Genomic DNA, 14115 nt, shown 5'->3' with positions numbered 1-14115 from the left:
GCAGTAAACACGAAGCAAGCGGTGTCGGACTAGGCTTGTTACGCAAAAGATGCTTCTGGCCCGATGTCGGCAGCGCGGCGGGAGCGGGGGAGTGCGCGGTGCGTGCTCGGGCCCGCGCGACGAGGGGGCCGGGCGGGCGCGAGGGCGCGGGGTCCGTGACCCCGTACGGACGGATACGGACGCATACGGAAGAGGGCGCCCCCGGCCGGGGGCGCCCTCTTCAGGTGCGGGATGTGCGAAGTGCGTCAGACGCTGATGACCTCGATGCCCGCGTCGGTGAGCCGCGCCGCCATGTCGGGGGCGAGGCCGGAGTCGGTGACGAGCACGTCGATCCGGTCGAGACCGCAGATCCTGGCGAAGGCGCGCTTGCCCATCTTGGACGAGTCCGTCGCGAGGACCACCTTCCGGGCGCGCTCCGCCAGGAGCCGGCTGATGCCGGCCTCGTCCTCGTGGTGCGTCATCACGCCGAGCTGCGGGTCCACACCGTCGACGCCGAGGACGGCGACGTCCAGCACCACCTGGTTCAGGACCCCCTGGGTCAGCGGGCCCACCAGCTCGTAGGTCTGGGGCCGTGCGACGCCGCCGGTCACCACGATCTTGAACTGCGGGCGGACGGCCAGCTCGCTCGCGATGTTCAGCGCGTTCGTGACGACGGTGTACCTCGGCCCGGAGCCGCTCTCCCCGCGCTCCGCCGCCTCTCCGCCCGCCCGGAGGGTGAGGGCCCGCGCCACCTCCGTGGTGGTGGTGCCGCCGTTGAGCCCGACGACGTCCCCCGGGGTCAGCAGATCCGCCACGGCGCTCGCGATGCGCTGCTTCTCGGAGACCTGCCGCGAGGACTTGTACCGCAGCGGAAGCTCGTACGAGACCCCGTGCGCGATGGCCCCGCCCCGCGTGCGGACGAGCAGCTGCTGCTCGGCGAGTTCGTCGAGGTCCCGCCGAATGGTCGCGGGGGAGACGGACATCGTGGCGGCCGCGCCCTCCACCTCCAGCTTGCCGTCGACCGCGAGCAGCTCCAGCAGCTTGCTCCACCGCTCCTGCTTGGACATCCGCCGCTTCCCCTCCGTGCCCTGGAACTCCGATGCGCGCGCCGAGGGTCGATGCAGGCCTGCCCGGCCGGCGGCCGGGCCCTCGGGAGACGTGCGCGGAGCTGATCGTAACGCCGCGGAACGCACAGGGTGCACCAGGGGCGATTCCCGTACGGCGTCGGCCTCGGGCCCCCGAACCCTGGACGGGAGGGGGGTTGACGGCTGATACTCCCTCCACGAGAAGTGATGGAAGTCGCTCGCTAAGTGCAGTTATCACGCATTTTCGATCACATGGATGGTTCGATACCCATGGACAGAGGCAGCTCGCCGGCCCTGGCCGGACACCTCTCGCCCCCCGACGCCCGGCGCGAGGCCGACCGAGGGCCCCGCCGATCCCGCGGCCCGCGCCGCTCCCACCGCCCCGCGGTGTCCGTCGCCCCCGCGGACCCCCTCGCGCCCGGGACCGGCCATGTCCGGTGAGGCCCCCGCGCAGGGGTGCGTCCTCGGGCTCGACGTCGGCGGCACCGGAATGAAGGGGGCGGTCCTTGACCACGGCATGCGGCCGGTGGAGACGGTCCACCGGCGCACCCCCCGCGCCGACGGACCGCTCGCCGTGGTCGACGCCATCACCGACACCCTGTTCACCCTGAACGCGCTGGCCGCCGAGCGGGCCCTGCCGGTGCACCACGCGGGCGTGGTGGTGCCGGGCATCGTCGACGACGAGCGGCGAAGGGCCGTGTGGTCGGCGAACATCGGATGGCGTGACCTCCCCCTCGCCGCCCTCCTGGAGGAACGCACCGGGCTGCGCGTCACGTTGGGCCACGACGTGCGCGCGGGCGGCATGGCCGAACGCGCCCTCGGCGCCGCCCGGGGCGCACGGAACGTGCTCTTCGTCGCCATCGGCACCGGTATCGCCGCCGCCCTCGTCTGCGAGGGCACCCCGGTCCACTCCGGCGGCTACGCCGGCGAACTCGGCCATGTCGTCGTCGAACCCGGGGGCAGGCCCTGCCCGTGCGGCAGCGCAGGCTGCCTGGAGACCGTGGCGTCCGCCACCGCCGTCGCCGCCTCGTACACGGCGCGCACCGGACTGGTGGTGACCGGCGCCGCAGATGTCGCAGCCCTGGCCGAACAGGGCGACCCCATGGCGCGCGCGGTCTGGCAGCGGGCGGCCGACGGGCTGGCGGACGCGCTGGCGACCGCCACGGCTCTGCTGGCACCGGAGTCGATCGTGCTCGGCGGCGGTCTCGCCGAAGCGGGCCCCCTGCTGCTCGACCCCGTGCGGGCCGGTCTTGAGCAACGGCTCACCTTCCAGCGCCCACCCGTCCTCGTCCGGGCCGAGCTGGGGGACCGGGCCGGCTGCCTCGGCGCGGGCCTCGCCGCCTGGTGCGCGGCCGGGCACGCGCCCACCCCTCAGCGGACAGGAGTCCCCGCGCCGTGATCCTCACCGTCACCCTCAACACCGCCCTCGACATCACCTGGGGCGTCGACAGCCTGCGGCCCCGCACCTCCCACCGGGTCGACACCGCGTACGAACGAGCCGGCGGCAAGGGGGTGAACGTCGCCCGCGTCCTCACCGCCCTCGGCCACCGGCCGGTCGCGACCGGGCTCGTCGGCGGGCCCACCGGCCGTCTGATCCGCGAGGAGCTGCGTGCCGCGGGCGTCCGGCAGGCGTTCCTCGACGTGGCCGGCGACTCCCGGCGGACCCTCGCCGTCGTCGCGCGCGACGACGGCGACGCCACCGTCTTCAACGGGCGGGGCCCGTACGTGGGCCCCGCCGAGTGGGAGCTGTTCTGCCGGCACTACGACCTGTTGCTCGCCGCGGACGTACGGGTGGCGGTGCTGAGCGGCAGCCTCCCCCCGGGCCTGCCGGCGGACGCGTACGGGCGGCTGATCCGCACGGCCGCGGCGGCCGGGGTGGCCACGGTGCTCGATACCAGCGGCCCCGCCCTCGTCACGGCGCTGGGGGCCGGGCCCGACGTGATCAAGCCCAACGCCGACGAGCTGACGGCGGCGACGGGGTGCGACGACCTCCCGGCGGCCGCCGCGGCCCTGCGGGCCCTGGGCGCCCGGACGGTCGTCGCGTCGGCCGGCGCCGACGGTCTGCACGCGATCACCCCCGAGGGGACGTGGCGGGCGGCGCCCCCGGAGCGGTTGTCGGGCAATCCGACGGGCGCCGGCGACGCCTGCGTGGCCGCGATCGCGGCCGGCCTGGCGGCCGGCGCCGGGTGGCCGGACATCCTGCGCCAGGCGGTGGCCCTGTCGGCCGCCGCGGTCCCCTGCCCGGTCGCCGGTGACATCGACACCGCCGTCCACGAGCGGTTCCTGAGGGAAGCCACCGTCGAGGAAAGGGTCGAGGAGACGCACGCGGCCGACGCCGTGTAGCCGTCCTCTTCCCACCCGCGCCTTCCAAATTGTGCTCGCACATGCTTATTAGTGCCTACTTTCGCGCAACAATTGACACTGACGATGTTTGTGGCGCAGCATGCTGAGGAATCCGCCCTTCACCGCCCCTTCGAGCGCAAGGACTTCGCGTGACCACCTACAAGACCTCCCGCACCTCCGTCGAGATCGCCTCCCAGCCCGAGACCTGGACGCAAGCGGCCCGCTCCGCCGGCTCGTTCAACGCCGTCCTGCCCCGCCGCGGCGAGCGCGTCGCCGTCGTCGGATGCGGCACCTCCTGGTTCATCGCCCACGCCTACGCGCAGTTGCGCGAGAGCGGCGGACACGGGGAGACCGACGCGTTCGCGGCCTCCGAGTTCCCGGCCGGCCGCCGCTACGACCGGATCCTGGCCCTCACCCGCTCCGGCACCACCACCGAGGTCCTGGACCTGCTGGCGAAGGTCAAGGGCACCGTCGCGACCTCCGCCATCACCGCGGACCCGGCGACGCCCGTCATGACGGCCGCCGACGCCGTCGCCGTCCTCGACTTCGCCGACGAGGAGTCGGTCGTGCAGACGCGGTTCGCGACCACCGCCCTGGTCCTGCTCCGCGCGCACCTGGAGGCCGAGAACGCGCTGCCGGCCGGGGTGCGCACGGTGGCCCGGGCCATCGAGGACGCGCGGCTCGCCCTGGACCTGCCGCTCGGCGACGCGGTCACCGGCGCCGAGCAGTTCACCTTCCTCGGGACGGGGTGGACCTACGGGCTCGCCCTGGAGGCCGGCCTCAAGATGCGCGAGGCCGCCGGGGCCTGGACCGAGGCGTACCCGGCCATGGAGTACCGCCACGGCCCGATCAGCATCACCGGCCCCGGCCGCGTCGCCTGGCTGTTCGGCCCCGCGCCGGACGGACTCGCCGACGACATCGCACGGGTCGGCGGCCACCTGGTCTCCCTCTCGGTGGACGGGCCCCGGTCCCTCGACCCCCTCGCCGACCTGATCGTCGCCCAGCGCCTCGCCGTCCACCTCGCCGAGGCGCGCGGCTACGACCCCGACCGGCCCCGCAACCTCACCCGTTCCGTGATCCTCGGCACCGAATCCGTGTGACCCCGCCCGCCCGCCCGGCACCGGTGGCCGACGCCGGTGCACCACCACCGCCTTGGGGAGACCCCGCATGCCACTGACGTCCACCGACGACATCGTCGGCCCCGCACACGCCACCCGCGGCGGGGTCGGCGCGTTCAACGTCGTCCAGATCGAACACGCCGAGGCGATCGTCGCCGGAGCGGAGCGGGCGGGGCTGCCCGTCATCCTCCAGATCAGCGAGAACACCGCCCGCTACCACGGCTCGCTCGCCCCCATCGGGCTCGCCTCCCTCGCCCTCGCCCGGGCGGCCGCCGTGCCCGTGGCGGTCCACCTCGACCACGCCGAGTCCCCGGAGCTGGTCACCGAGGCCGTCGCACTCGGCTTCACCTCCGTCATGTTCGACGCGTCGAAGCTCTCCTACGAGGACAACGTCGCCGCCACCCGGGCCGTCACCGAGCGATGCCACCGGGCCGACGTCTGGGTCGAGGCCGAGCTGGGCGAGGTCGGCGGCAAGGACGGGGCGCACGCCCCCGGCGTCCGCACCGACCCCGACGAGGCCCGCGCGTTCGCCGCGGCGACGGCCGTCGACGCCCTGGCGGTCGCCGTCGGCAGCTCGCACGCCATGCTCAGCCGGGACGCCGTCCTCGACTACGCCCTCATCGCCCGGCTGCGGAGCGCGCTCGACGTGCCCCTGGTGCTGCACGGCTCCTCGGGCGTCGACGACACGGGTCTCACCGAGGCCGTCGCGGCGGGCATGACCAAGGTCAACATCTCGACCCACCTCAACAAGATCTTCACCCGTACCGCCCGCGAACACCTCCAGGCGTCCCCCGGGGTCGCCGACCCGCGCCGGTACCTCGGCCCGGCGCGGGACGCGGTGGCGGCGGAGGTGGCCAGGCTGCTGACGGTCCTCGCGGGGCCCCGGACCGCCGCCGCGCCCCCCGCGGCCCGGTCGGCCGGCTCCGGCACCTCGCCCGAAGCCCGCGCCGTCACGGGGGCGTAGACCCGAGGGGGCGCGCACCCAGGGGCCCGGCCGACCTCCTCCGGCAGACCGCGACCGGGCCCGGCGCGCCGCATTGAGCGAACGTTGATGGGCTGTTTACGGCCACCGGGCAGCGTGGCCTCCATGCAGACCGACACCACCGTACGGACCGCCCCCGACGCCCCCGACATGACCTGGCTGGAGAACGCCCTGTGCGCCCAGGCGGGACCCGAGTTCTTCTTCCCGGCCCCCGGCTCCTCCACGCGGGAGGCGAAGCAGCTCTGCGGGGCGTGCGAGGGGCGGGTGGCGTGCCTGGAGTACGCCCTGGAGAACGACGAGCGGTTCGGCGTCTGGGGCGGGCTCTCCGAGAAGGAGCGGTTCCGGCTGCGGCGCGGCCGGGGCTGACCGGCGGGGGAGCCGTCGTCCGCGCTGGTGAGCGAGCCGATATCGGGATGCCGTGGCACCATGATCCGCACTACGATCACGCAGCCATGGAGCCCCATCACACGCGTGTCACGGACGAGGAGCTGGCCGCTTTCGGCCGCACGATCGGCAGACTGCGGAGCCTGCCCCTCGGAGATCCCGCCCGGATGCGCGGCGAGGAGATCGCCGCGACCTTCGCCCGCGAGAGCCGCAACAAGCGCCGCAAGGCCCGCAGGGCCGAGCGGTCCGCCGCCGACGCCGCGCTGAGCGCGCGCACCGCGACCGGCGCGCTCGACCGGCGGGAGGACGCCCCCCTGGCGGCCGCCGCCGACGGCTCACCCGGGGTCTTCCTCCGGACCCGCCACTGCTACGTCTGCAAGGCGGGCTACCGTCAGGCCGACCCCTTCTACCACCGGCTCTGCCCGCCCTGCGCCGCCGACAACACCGCCCGCCGCGCGCTCTCCGCCGACCTCACGGGCCGCCGCGCGCTGCTCACCGGCGGCCGGGTGAAGATAGGTTTCCACCTGGCCCTGATGATGCTGCGCGACGGCGCCGAACTGCTCGTCACCAGCCGTTTCCCGCACGACACCCTGCGCCGCTTCCGGGCCGCCGAGGGCAGCGAGGGGTGGCTGGACCGGCTCACCGTCGTCGCGATCGACCTGCGCGACCCCCGCCAGGTCCTGGGCCTGTGCGAGCGGCTGCTCGCCGACGGCCGGCCGCTCGACATCCTCGTCAACAACGCCGCCCAGACGATACGCAGGCCCCCGGAGTCGTACGCCCTGCTCGCCGCCGGGGAGCGGAAGGCGCTGCCACCGGGGGTCATCCCCGCTCCGGGGTACGAGTCCGCCGACCGCGTACCGGTCCTGGCCGGCCTGGAGCCGGACGAGGCCGGGCTGCTGCCGGACCCGTCCCCCGCGAACTCCTGGTCCGTGCGGCTCGGCGACCTCGACGCCGCCGAACTGCTGGAGACCCAGCTCGTCAACGCCGTCGCCCCGACTCTGCTCTGCGACCGGCTGCTGCCCCTGCTCCTGGCGTCGCCCCGGCCGCGCCGGTACATCGTGAACGTGTCGGCCGTCGAGGGGCGCTTCGCCGTACGCAACAAGACGGGCGGCCACCCCCACACCAACATGGCGAAGGCCGCCCTCAACATGCTCACCCGGACCAGTGCCGCCGAACTCGCCGAGCGGGGCGTGCACATGTGCAGCGTGGACACGGGCTGGATCACGGACGAGAACCCGGCGCCCCGCAAGACGCGGATCGCCGCCGCGGGCACCCGCACGCCGCTGGACGTCGTGGACGGCGCGGCGCGGATCTACGACCCGATCGTGCGCGGCGAGGCGGGCGAGCCGCTCTCGGGGGTCTTCCTCAAGGACTACGCCGTGGCGGAGTGGTGACCGGGCCGGCGGGCCCCGGCTCCCGCGGACACCGCTGACCACCGCGCCGAACCGGCGCGGTGGTCAGGGACGGCCGCCGCGCGGACGGGCGCCGGACCCTGGGGTCCGGCGCGCCGCGCGGGTCCGGTGGTCACTCGGCGGCGCGGGCCGCCATGCGGGCCTTGCGGGCGGCGAGCTTCTCGTCGAACTTGCTCGCCTCGCTGTCCAGGCCGTTCATGTAGAGCCCCAGCTCCTCCTGGGCCTTCAGGCCCTCCGGGCCGAGGCCGTCGATCTGCAGGACCTTGAGGAAGCGGAGCACCGGCTGCAGCACGTCGTCGTGGTGGATGCGCATGTTGTAGATCTCGCCGATCGCCATCTGCGCGGCCGCCCGCTCGAAGCCCGGCATGCCGTGTCCGGGCATCCGGAAGTTCACGACGACGTCCCGCACGGCCTGCATGGTCAGGTCGGGGGCGAGCTCGAAGGCCGCGCCCAGGAGGTTGCGGTAGAAGACCATGTGCAGGTTCTCGTCGGTGGCGATCCGGGCCAGCATCCGGTCGCAGACCGGGTCGCCGGACTGGTGACCGGTGTTGCGGTGCGAGATGCGGGTGGCCAGCTCCTGGAAGGCGACGTACGCGACCGAGTGCAGCATCGAGTGGCGGTTGTCCGACTCGAAGCCCTCGCTCATGTGCGCCATCCGGAACTGCTCCAGCTTGTCCGGGTCCACGGCGCGGGAGGCCAGCAGATAGTCGCGCATCACGATGCCGTGACGGCCCTCCTCGGCGGTCCAGCGGTGCACCCAGGTGCCCCAGGCGCCGTCGCGGCCGAAGAGGCTGGCGATCTCGTGGTGGTAGCTGGGCAGGTTGTCCTCGGTCAGCAGGTTCACCACGAGGGCGATCTTGCCGATGTCGGTGACCTTGGACTGGGACGGGTCCCAGGCCTCGGCGTCCTCGAAGAAACCGGGGAAGTTCCGAGCGTCGGACCACGGGACGTACTCGTGCGGCATCCAGTCCTTGGTGACCTTGAGGTGCCGGTTGAGCTCCTTCTCCACGACCTCTTCCAGCGCGTACAGCAAACGGGCGTCCGTCCACCCCGTCGAGCTGTCGAGGTGGGGAGAGGTGAGCGTCACGGGTGACTCCTGGGGACGGGGAAAAGGGGACGAAATACCTACGCATTCGTAGGTTACGAAACCGTAGGTTAAGGCTCCGTAAGGCGGTCGGCCAAGCCCGTCTCGGCGATGTCCGGTTACGTTCCGTTATGTGTGCAGCTACCGGCCGGTCGCCGGAGAGGCAGGTCACGCCGGTTCGGCCGCGCCCCGCCGGTGTGATCCCGGCTACACAGCGCAGGCGAGGACTCCTCCCCGGGAGCCCCCGCCCGCGCCCTCGCCGGCCTCCGCTTCACTCCCGCGTGAGGTGCGCCTCCCGCTCCTCCGGGTCCTCAGCCGGAGCCGGCTCGGGCTCCGCGTGCAGGAGGCCGTCCCGGACGGCCTCGGCCGTCGTCGGGCGGAGCTCGCCGTCGAGGAGGAGCCAGCGCGTGATGCCGATCGACTCCAGGAACGCCACGTCGTGGCTCGCCACGATCAGCGCGCCCTCGTACGCCTCCAGCGCCGCCGTGAGCTTGCGGACGCTCGCCATGTCGAGGTTGTTCGTCGGCTCGTCCAGCATCAGCAGCTGCGGCGCCGGCTCGGCGAGCAGCAGCGCCGCCAGCGTCGCGCGGAACCGCTCCCCGCCGGAGAGCGTGCCCGCCGGCTGCTCCGCCCGCGCCCCCTTGAAGAGGAACCGCGCGAGCCGCGCCCGGATCGTGTTCGCCGTCGCCGTCGGCGCGAACCGGGCGACGTTGTCCACCACGCTCAGCTCGTCGTCCAGGACGTCGAGCCGCTGGGGCAGGAAGCGCAGCGGCACGTGGGCCACCGCCTCGCCGCCGACCGGCGGGATCTCCCCGGCGACGGTCCGCAGCAGCGTCGTCTTGCCGGAGCCGTTCCGGCCGACCAACGCGATCCGTTCGGGTCCGCGCAGATCGAACACGCCCCGGATCCGCGCGCCGTGGCGCAGCTCCAGGCCGGTCAGGGTGAGCACCTCCCGGCCCGGGTGGACCGTCGTGCGCGGCAGCTCGATCCGGATCTCGTCGTCGTCCCGTACCGCCTCCACCGCCGCGTCGAGGCGTTCCCGCGCCGCGTCGAGCCGCTCGGAGTGCAGGGCGCGGTGCTTGCCGGCCGCGACCTGGGCCTCGCTCTTGCGGTTGTTCGCCACGATCTTCGGGACGACCTTGTTCTGCGCGCTCTTCTGCGCGTACCGCTTGCGCCGGGCCAACTTCAGGTGTGCGTCAGATAGTTCACGCTTCTGCCGCTGTACGTCGGCCTCGGCGACGCGCACCATCCGTTCGGCCGCCTCCTGTTCGGCCGCGAGGGCCCGCTCGTACGCGGAGTACGCGCCGCCGTACCAGGCCACCTCCCCGTCGCGAAGATCGGCGATCTGGTCCACCCGCTCCAGGAGTTCACGGTCGTGGCTGACCACGACCAGGACCCCGGACCAGGCCTCCACGGCGGCGTACAGCCGCCGCCGCGCGTGCAGGTCGAGGTTGTTGGTCGGCTCGTCGAGCAGCAGGACGTCGGGCCGGGCCAGCAGCAGCGCTGCCAGCCTGAGCAGCACGGACTCGCCCCCCGACACCTCGCCGATGGTCCGGTCGAGGCCGATGTGCCCCAGGCCGAGCTGATCGAGAGCGGCGAGGGCGCGCTCCTCGACGTCCCAGTCGTCGCCGACCGCCGCGAAGTGCTCCTCGGCCGGGTCGCCGGCCTCGATGGCGTGGAGCGCCGCACGGGTCCGGTCGATGCCGAGGGCCTGGTCGACGCGGAGGGTCGTGTCGAGCACGAGGTTCTGCGGGAGGTAGCCGACCTCGCCGACCGTCCTGACCGTGCCCTCGGTGGGGGTCAGTTCGCCGGCGACGAGCTTCAGGAGGGTGGACTTCCCGGAACCGTTCAGACCGATCAGACCGGTCCTGCCGGGTCCGACCACCAGCCGGAAGTCGTCGAGGACCTCGGTGCCGTCCGGCCACGAGAAGGAGAGGGAAGAGCAGGTGATGAAGGTGGGATGGGTCGCCATGGGGGCCTCCCGGTTGCATGAGCGTGGGCTGGGGCAACGGGTGAGACACCGGGGAGCGCGCGCCGAAGGCAGGCTCGTACGCCGAGGTCGAGGACGGCACACGCGGCACGGTGAGGCGCGCGCGGCACGGTGTCTCGAACTCAGACGAGCAACGGCCTTCTCCGATCGGGCGACGACACGAACAGGTCAGGACGGTACGCCGGTCGAAAACGGGGGGCAAACGATTTACGCGGGCGGTCGCCCCGCAGCCGCCCTACCCCTCCAGTAGCTCCATCAGGTCACGGTCCCAGTCCAGGTACTGGTGCTCGCGCCCCGGGGGCACCAGGTGCCGGGCGCGCTCCAGGAAGTGGCGCAGCTCCGAGGTGCGGATGTGGAGGACGGCGACGCCCTCCGGAGCGTGGAACTCCACGACGGTGCGGTCGTAGCCGTACGGACGCACGCGGACGTCCCCGACCCCGGCCGGCCCCTCGACGCCCTCGGCCAGCAGCTCGCGCGCGAACGCCCACGACACCTCGACGCCTTCCAGCGTCGCGGGCGGCGGGAACGCCATGCTGACCGCGTAGGGGTCCTCGCGGTCGTAGCGCAGTGTGGCGGGGACGGTCTCCATCCGGGGAGCGGATGCGACCAGACGGGCCTCGACGGCCTGCTCGATGACGGTGGACAAGGCCAGCTCCTGTCGCGCGGCTTCGGTTCCTGACGTCTCCCTGAGAAGCAAGGGAAGTCTCCCTGACACTGGGAAAGACGAACGATCGGGCCGGAACGTGCACCGGGGGGTCACGTGAGCTGTGTCACCGCTCCGGGACGGCCGGGGTCGCGGCCCGGGGCCCGTGTCCGACGGGCCGGTGGCCGGGAGGCGCCCTGGACGGGGTCTGCGGGGTGGGCTAGCTTCCGGCGCCATGACGTCCATGGGGAAGACGAGACGAACGATGTCGGTGGGGCTGACCGGGGTGGCGCTGGCCCTCACCCTGGCGGTCCCGGCGCGGGCCGGGGAGACCCCCACGGCCCCACCGGCCCCGGGGGCCGCGAGCGCCCCCGGCGGCTGGCAGCTCACGCCGACCGGTACGGACGCCCGGTTCCGGGGGCTCGCGGCGGTGGACCGCCGGACGGCCTGGGCCGCGGGCTCGAAAGGCACGGTGCTGCGGACCACCGACGGCGGCCGGAGCTGGCGCGCGGTGTCCCCGCCCGGCGCAGGGGAGCTGGAGTTCCGCGACGTGGAGGCGTTCGACGCCCGGCGCGCGGTGGTGCTGGCCATCGGCGAGGGGGAGGCCTCACGGGTCTTCCGTACCGAGGACGGCGGCGCCACTTGGACCGAGTCCTTCCGGAACACCGATCCGCGGGCCTTCTACGACTGCATGACCTTCTTCGACCGTCGCCACGGCCTGGCGATGAGCGACCCCGTCGACGGGAAGTACCGCATCCTGTCCACCCGCGACGGCGGCCGCTCCTGGACGGTGCTCCCCGACCGGGGCATGCCCGCGGCGCTGCCGGGGGAGGCGGGGTTCGCGGCGAGCGGCCAGTGCCTGGTCTCGTCCGGCCCCAGGGACGTGTGGCTGGCGACGGGCGGCGGGGCCACGGCGCGGGTGCTGCACTCCGCCGACCGTGGTCTGACCTGGACCGTCGCCGAGTCGACCGTCCCGGCGGGCGATCCGGCGCGGGGCGTCTTCGGGCTCGCCTTCCGCGACCGTACGCACGGGATCGCGGTCGGCGGGGACTACCGCACGGGCCAGCCCTCACCACGGGCTGCGGCGGTGACCGGCGACGCCGGACGCACCTGGCGGCCCTCCGCGACGCCCCCGCCCGCCTACCGCTCGGGCGTCGCCTGGCTGCCCTCCGCCGGACGGCCCGGGCACGGCGGGCAGGCCGCGCTCGCCGTCGGCCCGACCGGCACGGACCTGACGACCGACGGCGGCAGGACCTGGCGGACGGTGGACACCGGCTCCTTCGACACCGTCGACTGCACACGGGACGGCGCGTGCTGGGCGTCGGGGGAGAAGGGCAGGATCGCCCGCCTCGGCCGACCGGACACGCCCTAGGACGGCAACTGCTCCCGATACGGAGCGAGTTCGGGCGCCGTCTTCGTCGCGTAGAACTCCGTGATCCGGTACGCGCACACGCCCTCGACGGTGAAGGGGTCGGCCGCGGCGATCTTCTCGATCCGCTCGCGGTCGACCCCGGCGGCGAGGATGATCCCGCCGTCACGCGGGTTCTTGCGGCCGGAGGCGATGAACACCCCGGCCGCGTACTGCGCGTCGAGCCAGGCGATGTGCGCGTCGAGCAGCGGGTCGACCCGCTCGACGGGGGCGGTGTAGGTCAATTCCAGAACGAACATGGCCGCAGGTTACCCGGGGGCGGGAGCGCACCGGAGACGTGTTCGCCTGTCGGGCCGAGGGCGTGTTTCGGATGGAGCGTCGTCCGCCCGCAGGCCAGAGGGGACTTTCGAAACCGGCTCCAGGGGCCCCGTAGGGTGGCCGTCATCATGACGATCATCGACATTCCCGCGGGCTGGCCCGCCGACGAGGCCACCGCCCGGGCCGTCCAGCGCGAGCTGCGCGGGCGGCTCGTGCTCGACGAGCCCGGCCCGGCGGCCGGCACCGGGCACGTCACGGGACTCGACGTGGCGTACGACGACGAGCGCGACCTCGTCGCCGCGGCCGCCGTCGTCCTCGACGCCCGGACGCTCGACGTCGTGGAGGAGGCCACGGCCGTCGGCCGGGTCTCCTTCCCCTACGTCCCGGGGCTGCTGGCGTTCCGGGAGATCCCGACCGTCCTCGCCGCGCTGGGCTCCCTCACCGCCGCCCCCGGTCTGCTCGTCTGCGACGGCTACGGCCTCGCCCACCCCCGCCGCTTCGGCCTCGCCAGCCACCTCGGGGTCCTGACGGGACTGCCGTCGATCGGCGTCGCCAAGAACCCCTTCGTCTTCACCCACGACCGGCCCGGCCCCGCCCGCGGCGACGCCAGCCCGCTCCTCGCCGACGGCGAGGAGGTCGGCCGCGCCCTGCGCACCCAGGCGGACGTCAAACCGGTGTACGTCTCCGTCGGGCACCGCGTCTCCCTGGAGACCGCCTGCGCCCACACGCTCCACCTCGCCCCCCGCTTCCGCATCCCCGAGACCACCCGGCGGGCCGACGCGCTCTGCCGCCGCGCCCTGAAGGCGGCGCTCGGCGCGGAGGCCTGACCGTGCCGGCCGTCGGGGCCGTACCCACGACGATCTGAGTACGCGTACGGATGCGAGTCGTGATCACGGTCGGCAGAGTGGGGCTCATGACGTCCCCCGCCCCGCACTCCTCCGCGCTCCCCACCCGGCTCCTCGCCGTCGCCGGGCTCGTCGCCCTGGCATGGGTCTGCGCCATGGTCTACACCGTCGCCGTCTGGGTGTCGGCGTGATCGGCAGGCTCCAGTGCGTCGTCCTGGACTGCACCGACCCCCCGGAGCTGGCCCGCTTCTACCAGCTGCTGCTCGGCGGCGAGGTCGACCGGCCCGATCCCCGGTGGGCCTGCGACGACGGCTGGGCCACCCTGCACGACGCCGCCGGCTCTCCCGTCCTCGCCTTCCAGGGCGTGGCCGACCACCGGCCGCCCGTCTGGGGCGCGCCCGAGCAGCAGTTCCACCTCGACATCGAGGTCGACGACCTGCAGGCCGCGCACGACGCGGTCCTCGCGCTGGGCGCCTGGCGGCTGGACGACGGCGGTGACGACCGGGGGTGGCGCATATACGCCGACCCGGCCGGTCACCCCTTCTGCCTCGTACGCCACTGAG

The 14115-nt window shown here is 73.9% G+C and carries 15 protein-coding genes; 10 read left to right on the top strand and 5 right to left on the bottom strand.

What is annotated here, in order from left to right:
• Nucleotides 1-245 precede the first annotated feature (245 nt).
• Nucleotides 246-1046 (bottom strand): DeoR/GlpR family DNA-binding transcription regulator, encoded by an 801-nt coding sequence (locus tag ACZ6RC_RS12805; protein WP_453611500.1) that lies wholly within the window; start codon nt 1044-1046, stop codon nt 246-248.
• 448 nt (nt 1047-1494) lie between these two features.
• Between ACZ6RC_RS12805 and ACZ6RC_RS12800 the strand changes: the two genes are divergently transcribed.
• The 6 genes from ACZ6RC_RS12800 (at nt 1495) to ACZ6RC_RS12775 (ending at nt 7285) form a co-directional block, all read left to right on the top strand.
• On the top strand, nt 1495-2463 hold the full coding sequence (locus ACZ6RC_RS12800; protein WP_469581770.1) for an ROK family protein: 969 nt from the start codon (nt 1495-1497) through the stop codon (nt 2461-2463).
• Complete coding sequence (locus tag ACZ6RC_RS12795) at nt 2460-3407, top strand: 1-phosphofructokinase family hexose kinase (protein ID WP_469581767.1); 948 nt, start codon at nt 2460-2462, stop codon at nt 3405-3407. Before ACZ6RC_RS12800 ends, ACZ6RC_RS12795 begins: the two co-directional genes overlap by 4 nt.
• Before the next feature lie 149 nt (nt 3408-3556).
• Nucleotides 3557-4507 (top strand): SIS domain-containing protein, encoded by a 951-nt coding sequence (locus ACZ6RC_RS12790; protein WP_469581764.1) that lies wholly within the window; start codon nt 3557-3559, stop codon nt 4505-4507.
• 67 nt (nt 4508-4574) lie between these two features.
• Nucleotides 4575-5489 (top strand): class II fructose-bisphosphate aldolase, encoded by a 915-nt coding sequence (locus ACZ6RC_RS12785; protein WP_469581761.1) that lies wholly within the window; start codon nt 4575-4577, stop codon nt 5487-5489.
• A 123-nt stretch (nt 5490-5612) separates the two neighbouring features.
• Nucleotides 5613-5873 carry a WhiB family transcriptional regulator gene (locus ACZ6RC_RS12780; RefSeq protein ID WP_391135306.1) on the top strand — a complete coding sequence of 87 codons (261 nt, stop codon included), beginning with the start codon at nt 5613-5615 and terminating at the stop codon, nt 5871-5873.
• Between the two features lie 86 nt (nt 5874-5959).
• Nucleotides 5960-7285 carry an SDR family oxidoreductase gene (locus ACZ6RC_RS12775; RefSeq protein ID WP_453611488.1) on the top strand — a complete coding sequence of 442 codons (1326 nt, stop codon included), beginning with the start codon at nt 5960-5962 and terminating at the stop codon, nt 7283-7285.
• A 130-nt stretch (nt 7286-7415) separates the two neighbouring features.
• Here ACZ6RC_RS12775 and ACZ6RC_RS12770 read toward each other — a convergent pair whose 3' ends face one another.
• The 3 genes from ACZ6RC_RS12770 to ssgD form a co-directional block, all read right to left on the bottom strand.
• Nucleotides 7416-8390 (bottom strand): acyl-ACP desaturase, encoded by a 975-nt coding sequence (locus tag ACZ6RC_RS12770; protein ID WP_469581756.1) that lies wholly within the window; start codon nt 8388-8390, stop codon nt 7416-7418.
• Between the two features lie 268 nt (nt 8391-8658).
• On the bottom strand, nt 8659-10359 hold the full coding sequence (locus ACZ6RC_RS12765) for an ABC-F family ATP-binding cassette domain-containing protein (RefSeq protein WP_453611482.1): 1701 nt from the start codon (nt 10357-10359) through the stop codon (nt 8659-8661).
• Nucleotides 10360-10612: 253 nt separating this feature from the next.
• Nucleotides 10613-11023 carry a spore wall synthesis regulator SsgD gene (gene ssgD, locus ACZ6RC_RS12760; RefSeq protein WP_453611479.1) on the bottom strand — a complete coding sequence of 137 codons (411 nt, stop codon included), beginning with the start codon at nt 11021-11023 and terminating at the stop codon, nt 10613-10615.
• 232 nt (nt 11024-11255) lie between these two features.
• On the opposite strand from ssgD, the gene ACZ6RC_RS12755 reads away from it, so the two are divergent.
• A complete protein-coding gene (locus ACZ6RC_RS12755) occupies nt 11256-12392 on the top strand; it encodes a WD40/YVTN/BNR-like repeat-containing protein (protein ID WP_469581750.1) in 1137 nt (378 codons plus the stop codon).
• On the opposite strand, the gene ACZ6RC_RS12750 is transcribed toward ACZ6RC_RS12755, so the two are convergent.
• The gene (locus ACZ6RC_RS12750; RefSeq protein WP_391135288.1) at nt 12389-12688 is read right to left on the bottom strand and encodes a YciI family protein; all 300 of its coding nucleotides are present in this window, start codon (nt 12686-12688) and stop codon (nt 12389-12391) included. The two genes, ACZ6RC_RS12755 and ACZ6RC_RS12750, sit on opposite strands and share 4 nt — an antisense overlap.
• 147 nt (nt 12689-12835) lie before the next feature.
• Between ACZ6RC_RS12750 and ACZ6RC_RS12745 the strand changes: the two genes are divergently transcribed.
• The 3 genes from ACZ6RC_RS12745 to ACZ6RC_RS12735 all read left to right on the top strand — a co-directional run bounded on the left by ACZ6RC_RS12745 (nt 12836) and on the right by ACZ6RC_RS12735 (nt 14114).
• On the top strand, nt 12836-13534 hold the full coding sequence (locus ACZ6RC_RS12745; protein WP_469581746.1) for an endonuclease V: 699 nt from the start codon (nt 12836-12838) through the stop codon (nt 13532-13534).
• Nucleotides 13535-13620: 86 nt separating this feature from the next.
• Nucleotides 13621-13743: a hypothetical protein gene (locus tag ACZ6RC_RS12740; protein WP_391135283.1), complete on the top strand. Its 123-nt coding sequence runs from the start codon at nt 13621-13623 to the stop codon at nt 13741-13743.
• Entirely contained in the window at nt 13740-14114 is a 375-nt protein-coding gene (locus ACZ6RC_RS12735) for a VOC family protein (RefSeq protein ID WP_391135280.1), read from the top strand. Before ACZ6RC_RS12740 ends, ACZ6RC_RS12735 begins: the two co-directional genes overlap by 4 nt.
• The last annotated feature ends 1 nt before the right edge of the window (nt 14115 follow it).

Source organism: Streptomyces sp. NPDC048353, assembly GCF_055587165.1.
The sequence above is the reverse complement of the archived record's forward strand: the minus strand, read 5'-3'. Positions and strand labels throughout refer to the sequence as shown.

Coding starts and splice junctions, on each gene's coding strand:
- ACZ6RC_RS12805 (WP_453611500.1), bottom strand. CDS start 1,046: ATGTCCAAGCAGGAGCGGTGGAGCAAGCTGCTGGAGCTGCTCGCGGTC.
- ACZ6RC_RS12800 (WP_469581770.1), top strand. CDS start 1,495: ATGTCCGGTGAGGCCCCCGCGCAGGGGTGCGTCCTCGGGCTCGACGTC.
- ACZ6RC_RS12785 (WP_469581761.1), top strand. CDS start 4,575: ATGCCACTGACGTCCACCGACGACATCGTCGGCCCCGCACACGCCACC.
- ACZ6RC_RS12780 (WP_391135306.1), top strand. CDS start 5,613: ATGCAGACCGACACCACCGTACGGACCGCCCCCGACGCCCCCGACATG.
- ACZ6RC_RS12775 (WP_453611488.1), top strand. CDS start 5,960: ATGGAGCCCCATCACACGCGTGTCACGGACGAGGAGCTGGCCGCTTTC.
- ACZ6RC_RS12765 (WP_453611482.1), bottom strand. CDS start 10,359: ATGGCGACCCATCCCACCTTCATCACCTGCTCTTCCCTCTCCTTCTCG.
- ACZ6RC_RS12755 (WP_469581750.1), top strand. CDS start 11,256: ATGACGTCCATGGGGAAGACGAGACGAACGATGTCGGTGGGGCTGACC.
- ACZ6RC_RS12750 (WP_391135288.1), bottom strand. CDS start 12,688: ATGTTCGTTCTGGAATTGACCTACACCGCCCCCGTCGAGCGGGTCGAC.
- ACZ6RC_RS12745 (WP_469581746.1), top strand. CDS start 12,836: ATGACGATCATCGACATTCCCGCGGGCTGGCCCGCCGACGAGGCCACC.
- ACZ6RC_RS12740 (WP_391135283.1), top strand. CDS start 13,621: ATGACGTCCCCCGCCCCGCACTCCTCCGCGCTCCCCACCCGGCTCCTC.